The following is a 16,510-nucleotide window of genomic DNA, read 5'->3' on the forward strand; positions in this document are numbered from 1 at the left end:
ACTCCACCGTCCGTGGACTCGACCGTCAAGATAATTACGTGTCAGCCAGCCCCCGCCCGAGTGAACCCACCGGCCATGGTCACGGGCACGGTCACGGCCCGGCCGAGCCCGTCTCCCGCCGGGTCCGGACCCTGCTGACCGCCCTGCTGGCCCCGCTGGCGCTGGCCGCGGTGCTCGGCGGCATCCTGCTCTACCCCTTCGGCAGCAAGCAGGCCACCGGCGGCGACCTGGGCCTCAACCGCACCCCGGTGCACGCCGAGGTCACCGCGGTCAGCCAGGAACCCTGCCCCTCCGGCGGCCAGGGCGAGTCCTGCCAGGCGGTCATGGTCAAGCTCACCGACGGCCCCGGCGCGGGCGCCACCGTGCGCCTGGCGGTGCCGCTGGGACCCAGCGCGCCGAAGTTCACCATCAATGACGCGGTGGTGCTGGCCTACTCCGGCGAGGGCAACCCGCGCGAGGGCACCGCCTACGAGCTGGTCGACTTCCAGCGCGGCCTGCCCCTTGGCGTGCTGGCCGCGATCTTCGCCCTGGCCGTGCTGGTGCTGGCCCGCTGGCGCGGCCTGGCCGCCCTGGGCGCGCTCGCGCTGAGCTTCCTGGTGCTGATGTACTTCATGCTGCCGGCGATCCTGGCCGGGAAGAGCCCGCTGGCCGTGGCGGTGGTCGGCGCGGGCATCATCATGTTCGCCGCCCTGTACCTGACCCACGGCTTCAGCGCCCGGACCTCCACCGCCGTGCTCGGCACCCTGGCCAGCCTGCTGCTCATCGGCTTCCTCGGCGCGGCCTTCGTCGCCCTGACCCACCTGACCGGCCTGGACGAGGACACCACCAACCTGATCACCCTGCTCGGCCGCCCGGTGGACACCCAGGGCCTGCTGCTGGCCGGGATCATCATCGGCGCCCTGGGCGTGCTCGACGACGTCACCGTCACCCAGGCCAGCGCCGTGTGGGAACTGCGCCGCGCCAACCCGGCCCTGAACTGGCGACGCCTGTACGCCGCCGGCCTGCGCATCGGCCGCGACCACGCCGGCTCGGCGGTCAACACCCTGTTCATGGCCTACGCCGGCGCCGCCCTGCCAATGCTGATCACCTTCTCCGTCTCCGGCCGCACCTTCGGTGAGATCGCCACCACCCAGCACCTGGCCACCGAGATCGTCCGCACCCTCGTCGGCAGCATCGGCCTGGTCGCCGCCGTCCCGGTCACCACCCTGCTCGCCGCCCTGGTCGCCGTCCGCGAACCCATCCCCGACCCCCCGGAAGCCGACGACCCCAAACCCGCCCCAGAACCCAAGCCCGAGGCCGATCCCGAGTCCGAGGCCACCGCCGAGCCCGCACGCCCCCAGCCCGCACGTTCCCAGCCCGCGGTGGCTGGCGCGCACCAGCGCCCCCCAGCCACCGGAACCCAGCCCCGCCTGTCCCCGTCCACCGCCTCCAACCCCCGCCTGCGCCCACCAGCCCCACCCGGCGGCCCCGCCCGCCCCGCGCCTGCCCACCCCGCCGACCGCCGACCGCCGCACCCCAGCGAGCGCTCGAACCCGGCCCTCAACCCCGGCTCCGGTCACTGGCCCGTCCCCAGCCCACCCCTGGACCCAGCCCTCAACCCGGGCTCCGGCCAGTGGCCTGTTCCCAGCCCATCCCCGGCTCCAGCCTTCTACCCCGGCTCCGACCGGCGGCCCGCCCCCGGCCCAGCCCCCAACTCCGGCCAGTGGCCCGTCCCCGGCCCAGCCCCTGACCCTGACCCGGCACTCAACCCCGGCCCAGACCCGGCACTCAACCCTGGCTCCGGCCGGTGGCCCGCCCCTGGCCCGGACCCAGTCCTCAATCCCGGCTCCGGCCGATGGCCTGTCCCTGGCCCAGCCCCAGCACTCAATCCCAGTTCCGGCCAATGGCCCGCCCCCAACCCCGGCCCGAACCCCGGCCCGAACCCCGACCCGGACCCGAACCGCGCCTTCACCACCGGCCAGTGGCCGACCCCCGCCCCACCTCGCCCGATCCGCCCCACCCCACTGCCCGACCCCGCCGAGCCACCCCCCGCCGAACCCCGCCCGGCCCCCGACGCGCGGCGACCCCCACCGCCGCCCTCGCAGCAGTGGGGATCGCCCCAACCCGACCAGCCCGCACCCGATCACCCGGGACCGACGCACCGGCCCCGGCACCGGCGCGACTGATGCGGGAAGCTCACTCCCGGCAGCGCTTGTTCTTGTTGATGCAGTTGACCACCCGGTTCATGATCGACTGCGACATGACGTTGGCGAAGTCGTCGTGGTCGGAGAAGGGGTTGTGCGCCTCCTCCGGGAAGGAGTCCACCGCGTACCGGCGCTGCTGCTGGATGTCCAGGGGAATGTTGTAGGTCAAGGAGATCCGCAGCTGCGGCACCGCCCGCGTGCCCCGCGGGCAACGCCCGGAGTTCGCGTCCGGGAACTGGATGTGGTCGCGGTGGTTCCGGCTGTCGATGTTGCGGCCGTCCCAGCAGCTCGGGAAGTCGTGCACCCGCTTGACCTTGCTGCCCTGCGGACAGATCGGATACTTGTTGATCAACCGGTTCTCGAAGCCGGTGCAGGTCCAGGAGGCGCGGGCGTTCTTGGTGCCATTGGTGGAGACCTTGGCATCGCCGTAGAGGATGCGCAGGAACCGCGGCATCGCGGTGACCTTGCCGGTGGGACTGCCGCGGAAGGTCAGGTCCACCACCTCCGGCCGCTGGATCTCCCCGGCGTTGCCGGGCAGCTCGTTGTTGCCGTCGGCATCCAGCAGGCTCGCCTTGGGCGACTCGAAGACCTCGGCGTTGTCCTGCTTGACCTCACACCGCTCCAGCCCGGCCGTCTCCGGCTGCTGACCGCTTTGCGAGACCACCTGCCGGATAGCCTCGATGACCACCGCGCGCAGCTGGGTCAGCGGCTCGATCACCTCCTTCTGCACCTGTTCCTCGTTGGCCGGGTCCACCCCGCGCAGCCGCTCGATGGCCTCCTCGATCTGCCGGTCGAGCTCGTCGAGGCGCTTCTCGACCTCCGGCTGGGACTCATCCGGCACGTCCGTCAGCTTGCTGGCCACATCGGGGCAGCTCACCACGTCCTTCTTGACCTGAGGGCCGCCGGTGCCGCCGCGCTGACCCTTGGGGTTCTGCACGTCTTCGCCGCGGTCGATGCGCACCACCGGCCAGAAGTAGGTCGACTTGTCGCCGTTCTTGCAGGTCGTGCCCGCCCGTTTCAGGCTCTCATTCGTGGAGTCGGCATCGGTGGACAGGTTTCCGACATAGTCGTGCAGGTGCTCGGCGCCATTGCGCACACCGGGCTGGGCGATGAAGTTGTCCGGATTGAAGTGGCCGTTCTCGTTGCGGCCGCAATCCACGGTGAACGTGCCCCTGGTCGCGTCGTTCTCTCCTCTCGGGGTGCGGACGTTCGGTCTGACCGTTCGGATGTCGACGTACTGGTCTTTCGGCCCCTGTCCGTCAGCCAGCGCCGAGCCCGGCTGCACCGAGGAGGTGATCACCGCGACCACCCCGGCGAGCAGCGTCATCGTGATGAACGCGGCGAGGAAAGCGGCCCGTCGGGACGGGAGTCTGTGCAAGGCCATGCGAGGTCACCTCACAGGTCAAGGTGCGTGAAAGGCATGCGTGTGCCGTACTTCGCCGGGATTCCGAGGCACCCGTGAACCCGACATGGGAAATACGGGTCGGAACCAGCCGAAGCTCACCCATTTGCCCCGCGTTATCAAAACGTTATTCGATACGGGCGCGTTCCTCGGCCGCCGCCAGCTGCTCCGCGGAGACCCACCGCCGCAACGGCAGGATGGTCACCAGCATCAGCACCGCGCACCCGGCGAACACCGCGGCGGGCGGGGCCAGCACGCCCAGCAGTCCGCCCAGTGCCGCACCGATCGGCGTGCTGCCGTAGTTGATCATCCGGAACGCGCCGCCGACCCGGCCCAGCTCCGCCCGCGGCGCGGTGCGCTGCCTCACCGACATCGCCACCGCCTGCCACATGCCGCCCAGCACGCTGGCCGCCGTCATCACCACCCCCAGCGTCCAGCCGGAGAGGACCAGCGGCGCGGCGAAGAACACCGCCCAGCCGAGTCTGGTCAGCCGCAGCAACCGTGCCCGGCCGCACAGCCGCTCGCCGCGTCCGGACAGCAGCGACCCCACGGCCGCGCCGACCCCGCTCGCCCCCAGCAGCAACCCGTAGCCGGTCGCGGTCAAACCCAGCGGGCCGCGGGCGTAGCCGAGGAAGACGATCAGGAACGCCGCGTAGGCCGCCATGGCCGTCCCGCTGACCGCGAAGAGCACCAGCAGGATCGGCTGCCGCAGCACCGGAGCCAGCCCACCACGCAGGCCCGCCCCGCTGCGCCGTGCCGGCGCCGAGGGCAGCGGAATCCCGCGCAGCAGCAACGCCGCGGCCAGGCAGGCGATGCCGGCGGCCAGCGCGGGCAACCCGATCGCGAGGCTCGCCGCCAGACCGGCCACCGCCGGTCCCAGCGCCTGCTGGGAAAGCCGGGTGGCCACCGACATCGCACCATTGGCGCCGGTCAGCTTCTCCGGAGGAACCAGCTCCGGCACGGTCACCTCGGCCGCGGTGTCGGCCAGCAGTTGCAGGCACACGGCCAGGAAGACCGAGACCACCAGCACCGGTACCGGTGAGAGCCCGGCGCTGAGCAACAACCCGGCTACTAGCAATACCAGACCGCGACCCAGTTGGGCCAATCGGAGCAGTCGTCGTCGATCCGTGGCGTCCACCAGCACCCCGGCCGGCACCGCGAACAGCAGCCACGGCAGGCTGCCCGCCGTGCTCACCGCGGCCACTGCCAGCGGCGAACCGGTCGCCGACTCCGCGATCAGCGTGCCGGCCACGACCACCACCCCGGTCGCGGAGTCCGACAGCGCGGTGGTGCCCAGCAGGCGGCGGAACGGGGTCACCGGCATGCCGCGAGCCTGCCACCCGTCAGCCCCCTGGTCGTGGGGATGTGATCAGCGCGGGGGCAGCGGCAACGGCAGCGCGGGCAGCCCGTCGATGCTGGTGCCGTTGGTCGGCACCTTCTCGCAGTAGGCGGCGAAGTCGGTGTCGGAGCGGCGTCCGAAGTACTGCGCGTGCAGCGTGCGCTCGGCCCGGTAGTCCAGCAGCGGCACCGCGAACCCGCAGCTGTCGCTGACCCGCTGCACCGCCACCAAGATCACCGCACGCAGCCCCGGTCCGTCCGCCTCGCCAAAACCGGCCACCAGGTCGGCGAAGCGCGGGTCGTCGCGGAAGACCGGCTCGCCGTGGCCGTGCACCCGCAGCACCATCGGCGGACCGCTGAAGGCGCACCACATCAACGTGATCCGCCCGTTCTCCCGCAGGTGCGCGATGGTCTCGGCGTGGCTGCCGCCGAAGTCCAGGAAGGCCAGCGTGCGCTCGTCCAGCACCCGCAGCGACCCGGCCCGTCCCTTGGGTGAGAGGTTCACGTGCCCCGAGCCGGACAGCGGCGCCGTGGCCACGAAGAACACCGGCTGCTCGGCGATGAACGCGCGCAGCCTGTCCTCGATCCCGTCATAGTTCCTCCCCATGATCGGCAGTCTGGCCGCCGCCACTGGCAATCCGCTGACGCCGGTTGCCGGGAAGCCGGAGGACCCTCTAGCATTGTGATATCACTTTTTCCTGGGGAGGAACCTCGATGGCGCACATCCTCTGTCTCGCCCCCGGCGCGGCGGGCCACGTCAACCCCCTGCTCGGCGTGGTCAGCGAACTGAGCGCGCGCGGGCACCGGATCAGCTTCGCCACCACCAAGGACTACGCGCCCAGGGTCGCCGAGGCGGGCGCGGAGCCGGTGGTCTACCGGTCTGTCATCGAGGAGTCCTGGGGCGATGAGGACCCGCCGGACTTCACCGGCGAGGAGATCATCCGGCTGATGGGCCTGGGTGTCACCGAGACCGAGACCCAGTTGCCGGTGCTGGAGCAGGCATTCGCCGGCGACGAGCCCGACCTGGTGCTCTACGACGGCATGCAGCTGCTGCGCTGGGTCGGCCCGTTCCTCGGCGACCGCTGGGGCGTGCCGACGGTGCAGAGCTGCCCGTCGCTGGTCAGCAACGAACACTGGTCCATGACCGATGAGCACGTCCAGTTCGACCCCGGCCACCCCGGTTTCACCGAGGTGCTGGGCAGGCTCAGTGCCCTTGCCGCACAACGGAAAGCGCGCTTCGACTTCGGCGGGCTGTTCGACGACTCGCTCAGCACGCGGCACCTGGTCTTCGTGCCCAGGGAGTTCCAGCCCGCGGGGGAGACCTTCTCCGCGCGTTACCGCTTCGTCGGGCCCTGCCTGGGTCAGCGGTCCTTCCAGGGGGAGTGGGAACCGCCGAACTCGGTGCGGCCACGGGTGTTCATCTCACTCGGCACCGCCTACAACCGGCGGCCGGAGTTCTTCCGCACCTGCCTGGCCGCCTTCGCTGGACTGCCCATCCACGTGGTGCTGGCCATCGGCGATCAGGTCGAGCGCGCCGCCCTCGGTGAAGTTCCCGCCAACGTGGAGGTGCACGAGTTCGTGCCGCAACTCTCCGTGCTGGAACAGGTCGACCTGTTCGTCACGCACGCGGGCATGGGCTCCACGATGGAGGGACTGCACCTGGGCGTGCCGTTGCTGGCGGTGCCGCAGATGGCCGAACAGCGGGTCAACGCCGACCGGATCGAGGCACTCGGCCTTGGTCGTCAGCTCGCGCCGGAGGAGGTGACCGCGGCGAGTCTGCGCGAGGCCGCACTGGCGGTGGTCGCCGACGGCGCGATGGCCAAACGCGTTGCCGCGTATCGTAAGCGCTCGCAGGCCGCCGGTGGCGCGATGGCGGCCGCGGACGTGGTGGAGGAGCTGTTGTGAGCGAGGCGATCGGCGAGCTGGTGCGGGACTGGGTGCACGGCTGGGCGCGCTGCCGGGACGTGGCACCGCCGGTCGCGGTGCCCGAGGGCTACCGGCTGCAAGTCGACCGGCCCGGCCACCTGGCCCGCCACGTGCTGCCGGAGTTCGACCCGGACACCGTGCGGGCACTGGCCGATCGGCTGTCCACTGTGGACAACTGGCTGAAGGTGTGCGGCCCGCCCGAACAGGTGGCCGCCTGCCTGTCGCCGCACTGGTCAGTCGGCGCGCCGGAGTTCCTGATGAGCACCGCCCTCCAGTCGCGGCCACCGCTGCCGACCTCTTATACGGTCGAGGTGGCGGGGAACGGGGAGGTCGTCGACGTGCGGCTGCGCGCGGACGACGGCGAGCTCGCGGCCAGCGGCCGGATCGGGCTGGCCGGCGCCGCCGCGGTCATCGACCAGGTGGAGACCGCGCCCGCGCACCGGCGGCGCGGCCTGGGCCGGATCGTGATGGACCGGCTCGGCGCGCAGGCCCTGGACCGGGGTGCGAGCCGGGCCGTGCTGGTGGCCACCACGGACGGCCACGGCCTCTACCGCGCCCTCGGCTGGACCACCCACTCCCCGGTCACCGCCGCCCGCCGCACCTCCTGACCAGCGCGTTTGCCCCCGGTGGTGACCCGCGCTACATTCAACCCATCGGTTAATTAACAAGGCGGTTGAATACAGATGAGCGACGCGAGACCTGATACCGAGGACCAGCTCAGTGCGGTGTTCGCGGCGCTCGCCGACCCCACCCGCCGAGCCATCCTGGCCCGGCTCACGGAAGGGGAGGCCACGGTCAACCAGATCGCCGAACCGTTCGCGATGAGCCTGCCCGCGGTCTCCAAACACCTCAAGGTGCTGGAGCGCGCCGGGCTGATCACCCGCGGACGCGAGGCGCAGTGGCGGCCCTGCCGGTTGGACGCACGTCCGCTGGAAGGAGCCACCGACTGGCTGGAGCGGTACCGGAAGTTCTGGTCCGACAGCTTCGACCGCCTCGACGACCACCTGCGCCGCCTCCAGCGACGGCAGGCGCCCGGCCAACAGGAAGGACAGCACGATGACTGAGGCAGTGGCCACCAGGGAGTTCACCCTCACCCGGGTTTTCAACGCCCCGCGCGAACTGGTGTACCGGTCCTGGACCGACCCCGACGACGCCACCCACTGGTGGGGCCCGGACAACTTCACCACCCCCAGGGACACCATGTCCTTTGACGTGCGCCCCGGCGGCCAGTGGCAGGCCTGCATGGTCAACGACGCCACCGGCGAGCAGTTCCCCAGCAGCGGCGTCTACCGCGAGGTCGTGCCCGGCGAACGGCTCGTGTTCACCTGGGGCAGGCAGGGCGACCCCGATGAGCACAAGCCGGTGGTCACCATCGAGCTCACCGACAAGGGCGAACACACGCAGATGGTCTTCCACCTCGTCGGGCACCTGGCGGAGGGCGACTTACTGGAGATGGAAGACGGCTGGAGCGAGTGCATCGCCCGCAGCATGACCCACCTGTCCCGCTGAGCTACCCCGACCGGTACGCCGCAACGGCGACCCGGACGAAGGAGTGCACCAACCGGCTTTCCCGCGCGCTCGCCCAGGCGACGACGAGCGGGCTCGGGGGCATGTCGGTCAGGGGGACCAGGACGAGTCCCTCCGGCAGGGCGTGGCTCAGGGGCGCGATGCCTACCGTGCCGTTCCACAGCACGGCTTGGACGCACTCGTTCACCGTGCGCACCACCGGCCCCGCGGGGCGTTCGCCCACCGGCGTCGCGCCGTTCCAGTACTCGCGCCAGAGCGGGTCCGTGCCCTCGGGCAGCTGGAACCAGGGACGGTCGGCGAGCTCGGCCAGGCGCAGCGGGCCGCGAGCGGCGAGTGGGTCGTCCGCACGCAGGACCGCGCCGACCTGGTCGGTGCGCAGCACGCGGGCGCTGATACCGGTGGTGTCGAAGGGAAAGCGGGTGAGCGCCACCTCGGCCAGGCCGGTACGCAGGCCGGCGGCAGGGTCGGCGAAGTCGGTCTCGCGGAAGCGGATCGAGACCTCCGGATGGCGGCGGCGGAAGGTCGCGGCCAGCCGGGTGCCGATCTCGCCCGCGCTGTCGGCGAGGGTGCCGACGGTGAGGGTGGCGGTCCCGGCGGCGGTCCGCACGCGGGTGCGGGTCTGCTCGGCCTGGGCCAGCAGGGCGGTGGCATCGGCGTAGAGCACGGTGCCCGCGGCGGTGAGCTCGACGCCGGTGGCCGAGCGGTGCAGCAGCACCACGCCCAGGTCGGTCTCCAACTGCTTGAGCGCCCGGCTCAACGGTGGCTGGGTCATGTGCAGCCGGGCCGCGGCTCGGCCGAAGTGCCGTTCCTCGGCGATGGCCACGAAGTAGCGCAGCAGTCGGAGCTCCATCACCAGCGACGATACCCAGCCGGCATCGGGGCTGCGGCATCGGTGTTGGACGGCGGACGTGCGCCGCCCGGAGAGTCGGAGCATGTCTTCCGAAGCTCTCACCGGCGAGCCGATCGTCGAGATCAGCCAGGCCCGGGAACTCGCCCACGACCTGGTGATCATCCCCGACCGAGGGGTGCAGCTGGTGCCCAACATCGGCGTCATCGGCGGCTCGCACTCCGTGCTGGTGGTCGAGACCGGGCTGGGACCGCGCAACGCCGAGCAGGTGCTCGCCTTCGCCACCGAGTACGCCAAGGGGCGTCGGCTGTACCTGACCACGACGCACTTCCACCCCGAGCACGCCTTCGGCGCGCAGGCCTTCGCCGGTGAGGCGACCTACCTCGCCAACGCCGCGCAGGCCGCGGACCTGACCGAGAAGGGGCAGGCCTACCTGGCGATGTTCCGCGAGCTGGGCGCGCCGGTGGCGCGGGAACTAGCCGGGGTCGAGCTGGTCGCGCCGGAGGTGGTCTACGAGGAGGACTACGAGCTGGACCTGGGGGGCCGGGTGGTGCGGTTGCGGGCCACCGGGCGTGCCCACAGCAAGGGCGACCAGGTGGTGAGCGTGCCCGATGCGGGGGTGCTGTTCACCGGTGACCTGGTCGAGGCGGGGCAGTTCTCGATCTTCCCGTGGTTTCCGCCGCACGATGTGGACGTCTCGGGGCTGCGGTGGATCGAGGTGCTGGGCCGCCTGATCGCCACCGGGCCGCGGGTGGTGGTGCCCGGCCACGGCGAGGTCTCCGGGCCGGGGGTGCTGGCCGAGGTCCGCGACTACCTGGAGCTGCTGCGGGCGGAGACCTGGGTGCGGCGGGACTCGGCCATGCCCAGGGAGACACTGGTGGCCGAGGTCAGGGCGCTGATGATCGAGCGGCACCCGGAATGGGTCGGCCGGGACTGGATCGAGAAGGGCATTGGCTGTTTCTGCGCGGAACACGCCTGACCCGCACATTGCGAAATTGCCCGAAGTTCCGCCGTTCTCACCCGCGTGATCGCGCGATGGGGCGGAAGATCAAAAACAACTGGCTCGCGGCGGACGAGGCTGGCCAGACTCGGCGCGTATCGCAGGACCGATTCGGCGACATGAGCCGGATGTCCTGTCAGGTCTGGCCAACGAAAGGCGACTCATCAATGCGGATGTCACATCGTATTTTCGCGGTGCTCTCGGCGGTAGCGGCGGTCATGAGCACGGCATCGGTCGCGGTGGCGGCTCCGGCGGGGCCGCCACCGACGGATGAGCCGATGCAGCTGCGCAACGTGTTCAGCGACGGGTGCGCCGACGTCGAGCGGAAGTCCCTTGAGGACGGCGCGCGGGTGCACCAGTGGCGGTGCTACTCAGTCAACGCACCCAACCAGTTGTGGCGGCTGGAGCACCTGGGCGGCAAGGACTACAAGCTCAAGAACGAGAACAGCAAGAAGTGCCTTGACGTGTACGACCGCGCGCTCGAACGCGGAATGTCGGCGATCCAGTACACCTGCCGCTATTCCGGGGACCCGAGCCAGCGGTGGGAACTGGACGAGGTGGAACGCGATGTCTACCGGCTGATCAACCGCAACAGCGGCCTGTGCCTGGACATCAAGGACCACACGACCGCGGACGGAAACCACATTCACCAGTGGGACTGCCAGGCCAACGCCCGCAACCAGCGGTGGGTGTTCCGCGCGGTCAGCTGATTCAGGCGTGGGGACCGACCGTGACGGTCCCCACCGTCAGTTCCGCGGTGGCTTCCAGCACCGCCGCGACCCGGTCCACCTGCTCGGCCAGCATGCGCCGCCGGCCTGCCCGCCACCGGCCGCAGGGTTCGACGGTGACCGCGATCCGGCGGCCGGAGCGGCGCTGGTGCCACACCCCGGCGACGGTGCCGTCGACGAGCACCACCGGGTAGTTCCCGGCCTGGCCGCGGTTGAGGGCCCGGAGGTAGGTCTTGCCGGGGAACAGCGACTCCCGGGGGTGGCAGCCCACCTGGTAGGCGTCGAAGTAGGGGAGCAGGCGCAGGCCGGGGGCGTCCTGGGCCGGCTCGAAGTTGTCGTCGGCGGCCAGCCAGGCCTCGGTCTCGCCGAGGCGGACCGGGCGGAGCCGGTCGCGGCAGGCGGTGAACAGGCGCTCGGCCCAGGGGCGGGGTGCGGACAGCCAGCGGGCGAAGTGGGCGGGGGTGGCCGGGCCGTAGGAGTACAGGTAGCGGCGCAGCAGCTCGGCCAGAGCCTGTTCGGTGGTCATCGGGGGCGCGGTGGACAGGTGGCGGTGCGGGCTGGTGTAGGTGGTCTTGCGGTCGCGGTCGGGGCCGAAGCACAGCGCGCCGCGGAAGGCGGCGGTGTGGATGACCGTGGCCCAGCGTGGCCAGAAGCCGCTGAAGGAGGGCACGACCAGGTCACCGGCCCAGGAACCGGTCTCGGCCACCACGGCTGGGGTGAGCTCGTCCATGGTGAACTCGCCCGTGCGGCACACCCGGTCCAGGGCGGCCACCACGGCGTCGGTCTGGTCGGGGGTGAGCCGGAGGGCCGGGGCGTAGCCGACGGTGAGGGGGACCGCGGACAGCGCCGCGGTCCACAGGGGCAGGTCGGCGGCGGTGAGCAGGTGGACCGTGCCGCGCAGGCCGAAGGTCTTGACCAGCTCACCGCGCTGCCAGAGCGCCTCGCGGACCTGAGTCCGGGTCGCGCCGGTGCGCAGGCCGAGGGAGAGCTCGGCCGCGGACATCACCTGGGCGTGCACGCCGCACATCGCCCGCGCCGCCTCGGCGATCCCGGGCGTCGGGGTGCTCAGCGCGTGCCGCTCCATCCGCACCGCGCACACCGTGGCCCAGTCCAGTTCCGTCATGGCCGCAACTCTAGGCAACAACTAGGACAGGGAGTGTCCTCTTCGGCTGAGAGGATCCGGTCATGACCGACACGCCTGCCCGGTTGCTCACCCTGCTCTCGCTGTTGCAGACCCCGAGGGAGTGGTCCGGCACGGTGCTCGCCGAACGGCTGGGGGTCACCACCCGGACCATCCGCCGCGACATCGAACGGCTCCGCGAGCTCGGCTACCCGGTGCAGGCCAGCATGGGCGCCGAGGGCGGGTACCGGCTGGTGGCCGGGACCGCGATGCCGCCGTTGCTGCTTGATGACGAGGAGGCGGTGGCGATCGCGGTCGGGCTGCGCAACGCCGCCGGGCTGGCGGTGCAGGGCATCGAGGAGGCCTCGGTGCGCGCGCTGACCAAGCTGGAGCAGGTGCTGCCCTCGCGGTTGCGGCGGCGGGTCTCGGCGCTGGGCAGTGCCACGGTGCCGATGTTCGACCCCGGCTCGGCCAGGGTGAACCCCGAGCACCTCGCCGTGCTCGCGGCCGCGGTGGCCAACCGGGAACGGGTGCGCTTCGGCTACGAGGCCTTCGACGGCGCCCGGACCCGGCGGCTGGCCGAGCCGAACCGGCTGGTCTCCTCCGGACGGCGGTGGTACCTGGTGGCCTTCGACCTCGACCGGGACGACTGGCGGATCTTCCGGGTGGACCGGATCGAGGAACCGCGCGGGATCGGGGTGCACTCGGCGGAACGCACGCTGCCCGCGGCCGACGCGGCCGAGTTCGTCACCAGCAAGCTGTACTCCTCCGCGCCGACCTACCAGGCGGTGGCCACCATCCACGCCCCCGCCAGCCGGGTGCGAGGGGTGCTGGGGGACCGGCCCGCCGATGTGGAGGCGGTGGACGAGCACACCTGCCGGTTGCGCAGCCACACCGACACCCTGGACTGGCTGGCCTTCCGGCTGGCGATGCTGGGCTGTGAGTTCGAGGTGCACTCGCCGCCGGAGCTGGCGGAGTACCTGCGGGAGCTGGCCGGGCGGGTGAGCAGGGCGGCAGGCGCTCCGGCGGCCGGATGAGCAGACGCGACTGTGACTTGTCTTGCTAAGTTAGCATGCTAAGTTCGCCTGGTGTCGCAGAACCTGAGTTTCACCCTGCACGTGCTCACCGCGCGGCTGGACCGGGCGGCCGACCGCCTGCTGCGGGCCGAGCACAACGTCTCCTACCGTCGTTTCCTCGCCCTGACGCTGGTGAAGGAGCTCGGCAGGCCGACCCAGCGCGCCCTCGCCGACACCCTCGGGGTGACCGAGCCGTCGGTGAGCCGGATGGCCGCCGTGCTCGCCGAGGACGGGCTGCTCGACGTCCAGCCGGATCCGGCGGGCGGGCGGCGCAAGCTGCTGAGCCTCACCGAGGAGGGCCACCGGCTGGTGACCTCGGTCCAGCGGGACTTCGAGAAGCGGTTCGCCAAGCTCGTGGCCCACAGCGGCGTGCCGTACGAGGAGTACGCCGAGCAGACCGAGCGGCTGCTGGCCACCCTGGACCACCTGTGGACCGAGAAGGGGACCCGATGACGGCCGAGATCAGCACGGTCAGCTCGGCCGACGGCACTACGATCAGCTACCAGACCTTGGGCGCGGGCCCCGGTCTCATCGTGTTCGGCGGCGCGCTGCGCACCGCGGCGGACTACGCGCCGCTGGCCTCCGCGTTGGCCCGCTCCTGCACCGTGCACCTGGTGGAACGGCGCGGACGCGGCGCCAGCGGCCCACTGGGACCTCAGTACAGCCTGGCCTCGGAGGTGGCGGACCTGCGCGCGGTCCAGGCGGCGACCGGCGCGAGGCTGGCCTTCGGGCACAGCTACGGCGGGCTGGTCGTCCTGGAAACCGCGCGCACGAGCGAGGTCTTCGACCGCGTCGCGACCTACGAGCCGGGAGTGCCGGTGGCCGCGGTGCCCACCGGGTGGATGGACCCGTACCGGCAGCGGCTCGCGGCAGGAGATCCGCACGGCGCGTTTGTCCACTTCCTCCGGGGATCGGGCGGCGCGCCACCGTTCGTGGCGAAGCTGCCGCACTGGTATCTGCGGTTGGCCTTGCGCATCGGGTTCCGTGGCGGGAGCTGGCAGCGGATGCGGCCGCTGCTGGCGGCCAACCTGGCCGAGCACGAGCAGGTGGCCGCCCAGCACGGCAAGCTCTCCGGGTTCGCCGCGGTCGCCGCCGAGGTGCTGCTGCTGTGCGGCAGCCGTTCTCCCCGCGAGACCAGGGCGGAGTTCGACACCCTCCGCCAGACGCTGCCGCACGCGGTGCTGGAGGCCCTGCCCCGGCTCAGCCACTTCGGCCCGGAGGGCAAGTCGGCCCCGCTGGTGGCCGAACGGGTGCTGGCGTTCTTCTCCTGAGGTCTACAGGCCGAGCTTGGTGACCGCGTTGTCCTCCAACGGGTTCGCCGTGCGGATGTAGCGGTGCACGGTGCGCGGGTTGGACCAGCGGCCCTGGCGCATGATCTCGCGGTCGCTGGCGCCGCCCAGGGCGGCCTGGGTGGCGAAGCCGGCGCGCAGGGAGTGGCCGGAGAACAGGGCGGGGTCCAGGCCGGCGCGGGCGGCGTAGCGCTTGACCAGCTCGGCCACCGCGCGGCCGGAGACCGGGGTGGCGCCCAGGTGGCCGTGTTTGCTGACCGAGGGGAACAGTGGTCGGGCGGTGCCGTCGGCCAGTGGGGTGCCCTGGTAGCCGTGGCAGGTGTGCACGGTGGCGGGTTCGGGCCGGGTGGCCAGCCACTGCTGCAGGGCCGCGGAACCGTTGGTGGCGTTGACTTCCAGCAGGGCGACCCAGTTGGCGAAGGCGCACACCGGGCAGGTCTGCGGGCGCTGGCCTCGCGGCAGGGCGACGCGTTGTTCGTGGATGCCGGTGGGGTCGGTCTTGGTGCCGGCCAGCTGGATGAGCAGCAGGGGTTCGCCGGTGGACAGGTCGGTGTCCACGGTGACGTCGTCCAGGGTCAGCGCGGCCAGCTCGCTGCGGCGCAGGGCGCCGGCGAAGCCGACCAGGAGCAGCAGCTGGTCGCGGCGGCGGGCCGGTTCGGTGGGCCAGCCGGGTTCGGGCAGGCCGGTGAGCAGTTCTTCCAGGGTGTGCAGCAGGACCGGGCGTTTGCGGGTGGGCTGGGTGCGGCGGGTGCGGCGGATTCCGCGCAGGGTCAGCCGGACCACGTCGGTGCGGGTCGGGCTGGGCAGGCCGTTGGCGGCGTGCACCGCGGCGATCGCGGCGGCCTTGCGGTCCAGGGTGGCCGGGCTGAACGCCGGGCGGCCATCGGATTTGCGGGCATCCGCGGCCGCGGCCAGGTAGACCGCGAGATCGAGGGGGTCGGCGGGCAGGGCCTGTCGGCCTTCGGCGGCGCACCAGGCGGCGAAAGCCAGCCAGTCCGAGCGGTAGGCGCGCAGCGTGTTGGGGGACTGGCTGGCCTCCAGGTAGCGGGCCAGCGACTCCGACTGCTCGGTCTCGAACCTGGCCCGCACCGCCAGCAGCTGCTGGGTGTCCACCAGCACGCTGCGCGGCCCCTGCTCCAGGCGGGCGCGCACGAGCTGGGGCAGTCGGTCCGCGGTCTCCGGCACGGGGTTAGCCTGCCACAGCGGCATGTCATGATCGACTCTCTAGAGCGGTGACACGGAAGGAAAACGCGGTGGCCGAGCTGTCCGGGGTGGCGTCGACGGAATCGGGAATGCTGGCGATCTTCTCCCCGGAGGAGTTCGCCGGCGTCCGCGACCAGGCGAGCTGGGCGGCCGAGCTGGGCAGCGCGGAGAAGATCCGTGAGCGGATCGTGGCCGGCGGGCTGGTGCCGGTCAACATCGGTGGCGACGGGGCCTGGCAGGTGGTGCTGCGCGCCGACGGCACCGGCCTGACCGAGCGCGAGGACCGCTACCTGATGCTCAGCTCCGAGCCGTATCTGCTGGTGTGTCACGGGATCGCGCACATCGGTGGCATCGAGGAGGTCTGCGCCGAACCCGAGGACACCGGCCTGCCGCTGCGGCCGGGCCGCTACTCGGTGGTGGTGCACCTCATCGAGTGGGAGGCCGAGCCGGGTAGCCGGGACGCTGACGGTCAGCCCGCCGCCGACGCGCTGCCGGACTTCGTGGTGCTGCTGGAATGGGACGCGCCCCTGGTCTCCGACCTGGCCCCCTCGGGGCCGTTCGCGCCGGTGTACCGGCAGGAGCTGATGACCTTCGACGCGGCTCAGCGGGTGTCTCCGAACTGCTGAACGTGCCTGGTGACGTGGCGGGCTGCCCGGTGCCGAAGAATCACCGGCGGCGGGCGGTGAGCTGGTCCGGGGGCGGCGGCATCGGCCCGGTGGACGCGGCGCTGGCCGAGGCGGCGGATCTGATCAAGCGGGGCCGGCTGCACATCCCGGTGGCGAAGTCCTACCTGCTCGCCGAGGCCGCGGCCGCGCACCTGGACAGCCAGCCGGGCACACCCGGGGGCGGCGCGTTCTGGTGCGGTGAAAGG

Annotated in this window: 17 protein-coding genes and 1 pseudogene; 12 read left to right on the forward strand and 6 right to left on the reverse strand. The window is 71.9% G+C overall.

All coding sequences use genetic code 11. From position 1 onward, the window contains the following. Positions 1-38 precede the first annotated feature (38 nt). Positions 39-2,165 carry a YibE/F family protein gene (locus M8C13_RS45315; RefSeq protein ID WP_308202768.1) on the forward strand — a complete coding sequence of 709 codons (2,127 nt, stop codon included), beginning with the start codon at positions 39-41 and terminating at the stop codon, positions 2,163-2,165. A 10-nt stretch (positions 2,166-2,175) separates the two neighbouring features. Here M8C13_RS45315 and M8C13_RS05830 read toward each other — a convergent pair whose 3' ends face one another. The 3 genes from M8C13_RS05830 to M8C13_RS05840 all read right to left on the reverse strand — a co-directional run bounded on the left by M8C13_RS05830 (position 2,176) and on the right by M8C13_RS05840 (position 5,530). Next, positions 2,176-3,567, reverse strand: coding sequence for a DUF1996 domain-containing protein (locus tag M8C13_RS05830; protein ID WP_252479425.1), 1,392 nt, complete (start codon positions 3,565-3,567; stop codon positions 2,176-2,178). 145 nt (positions 3,568-3,712) lie between these two features. Further along, complete coding sequence (locus M8C13_RS05835) at positions 3,713-4,909, reverse strand: MFS transporter (protein ID WP_252479426.1); 1,197 nt, start codon at positions 4,907-4,909, stop codon at positions 3,713-3,715. A gap of 45 nt (positions 4,910-4,954) precedes the next feature. Continuing rightward, complete coding sequence (locus M8C13_RS05840; protein ID WP_252479427.1) at positions 4,955-5,530, reverse strand: pyridoxamine 5'-phosphate oxidase family protein; 576 nt, start codon at positions 5,528-5,530, stop codon at positions 4,955-4,957. A 107-nt stretch (positions 5,531-5,637) separates the two neighbouring features. Between M8C13_RS05840 and M8C13_RS05845 the strand changes: the two genes are divergently transcribed. The 4 genes from M8C13_RS05845 to M8C13_RS05860 all read left to right on the forward strand — a co-directional run bounded on the left by M8C13_RS05845 (position 5,638) and on the right by M8C13_RS05860 (position 8,358). Continuing rightward, positions 5,638-6,828, forward strand: coding sequence for a macrolide family glycosyltransferase (locus tag M8C13_RS05845; RefSeq protein WP_252479428.1), 1,191 nt, complete (start codon positions 5,638-5,640; stop codon positions 6,826-6,828). Continuing rightward, positions 6,825-7,457: a GNAT family N-acetyltransferase gene (locus tag M8C13_RS05850; protein WP_252479429.1), complete on the forward strand. Its 633-nt coding sequence runs from the start codon at positions 6,825-6,827 to the stop codon at positions 7,455-7,457. The genes M8C13_RS05845 and M8C13_RS05850 overlap by 4 nt, the downstream gene beginning before the upstream one ends. A gap of 75 nt (positions 7,458-7,532) precedes the next feature. Continuing rightward, complete coding sequence (locus tag M8C13_RS05855; RefSeq protein WP_252479430.1) at positions 7,533-7,913, forward strand: helix-turn-helix transcriptional regulator; 381 nt, start codon at positions 7,533-7,535, stop codon at positions 7,911-7,913. Continuing rightward, complete coding sequence (locus M8C13_RS05860) at positions 7,906-8,358, forward strand: SRPBCC domain-containing protein (RefSeq protein ID WP_252479431.1); 453 nt, start codon at positions 7,906-7,908, stop codon at positions 8,356-8,358. Before M8C13_RS05855 ends, M8C13_RS05860 begins: the two co-directional genes overlap by 8 nt. Position 8,359: 1 nt before the next feature. Here the strand turns inward: M8C13_RS05860 and M8C13_RS05865 are convergent, their stop codons facing one another. Continuing rightward, on the reverse strand, positions 8,360-9,226 hold the full coding sequence (locus tag M8C13_RS05865; RefSeq protein WP_252479432.1) for a LysR substrate-binding domain-containing protein: 867 nt from the start codon (positions 9,224-9,226) through the stop codon (positions 8,360-8,362). A gap of 82 nt (positions 9,227-9,308) precedes the next feature. Here M8C13_RS05865 and M8C13_RS05870 point away from each other — a divergent pair, with 82 nt between their 5' ends. Beyond that, entirely contained in the window at positions 9,309-10,202 is an 894-nt protein-coding gene (locus M8C13_RS05870) for an MBL fold metallo-hydrolase (protein WP_252479433.1), read from the forward strand. 239 nt (positions 10,203-10,441) lie between these two features. Further along, positions 10,442-10,933 carry an RICIN domain-containing protein gene (locus M8C13_RS05875; RefSeq protein ID WP_252479434.1) on the forward strand — a complete coding sequence of 164 codons (492 nt, stop codon included), beginning with the start codon at positions 10,442-10,444 and terminating at the stop codon, positions 10,931-10,933. 1 nt (position 10,934) lies between these two features. Here M8C13_RS05875 and M8C13_RS05880 read toward each other — a convergent pair whose 3' ends face one another. Further along, positions 10,935-12,074 (reverse strand): winged helix DNA-binding domain-containing protein, encoded by a 1,140-nt coding sequence (locus M8C13_RS05880; RefSeq protein WP_252479435.1) that lies wholly within the window; start codon positions 12,072-12,074, stop codon positions 10,935-10,937. A 62-nt stretch (positions 12,075-12,136) separates the two neighbouring features. Between M8C13_RS05880 and M8C13_RS05885 the strand changes: the two genes are divergently transcribed. From M8C13_RS05885 to M8C13_RS05895, 3 genes are read left to right on the forward strand one after another with little or no spacing between them, the layout of a single operon-like run. Then, positions 12,137-13,108, forward strand: coding sequence for a YafY family protein (locus M8C13_RS05885; RefSeq protein WP_252479436.1), 972 nt, complete (start codon positions 12,137-12,139; stop codon positions 13,106-13,108). Positions 13,109-13,159: 51 nt separating this feature from the next. Next, positions 13,160-13,600, forward strand: coding sequence for a MarR family winged helix-turn-helix transcriptional regulator (locus M8C13_RS05890; RefSeq protein WP_252479437.1), 441 nt, complete (start codon positions 13,160-13,162; stop codon positions 13,598-13,600). Further along, complete coding sequence (locus tag M8C13_RS05895) at positions 13,597-14,418, forward strand: alpha/beta fold hydrolase (protein ID WP_252479438.1); 822 nt, start codon at positions 13,597-13,599, stop codon at positions 14,416-14,418. Before M8C13_RS05890 ends, M8C13_RS05895 begins: the two co-directional genes overlap by 4 nt. A gap of 3 nt (positions 14,419-14,421) precedes the next feature. Here the strand turns inward: M8C13_RS05895 and M8C13_RS05900 are convergent, their stop codons facing one another. Then, entirely contained in the window at positions 14,422-15,621 is a 1,200-nt protein-coding gene (locus tag M8C13_RS05900) for a tyrosine-type recombinase/integrase (RefSeq protein WP_252479439.1), read from the reverse strand. Between the two features lie 47 nt (positions 15,622-15,668). Here M8C13_RS05900 and M8C13_RS05905 point away from each other — a divergent pair, with 47 nt between their 5' ends. Both M8C13_RS05905 and M8C13_RS45735 read left to right on the forward strand, forming a co-directional pair. Next, on the forward strand, positions 15,669-16,265 hold the full coding sequence (locus M8C13_RS05905) for a hypothetical protein (protein WP_252479440.1): 597 nt from the start codon (positions 15,669-15,671) through the stop codon (positions 16,263-16,265). A gap of 89 nt (positions 16,266-16,354) precedes the next feature. After that, positions 16,355-16,506: pseudogene (locus M8C13_RS45735) on the forward strand (zinc-binding dehydrogenase); the annotation flags it as partial. Positions 16,507-16,510 lie beyond the last annotated feature (4 nt).

Origin of the sequence: Crossiella sp. SN42, from assembly GCF_023897065.1 — a bacterium.
Classification (GTDB): Bacteria; Actinomycetota; Actinomycetes; order Mycobacteriales; family Pseudonocardiaceae; genus Crossiella.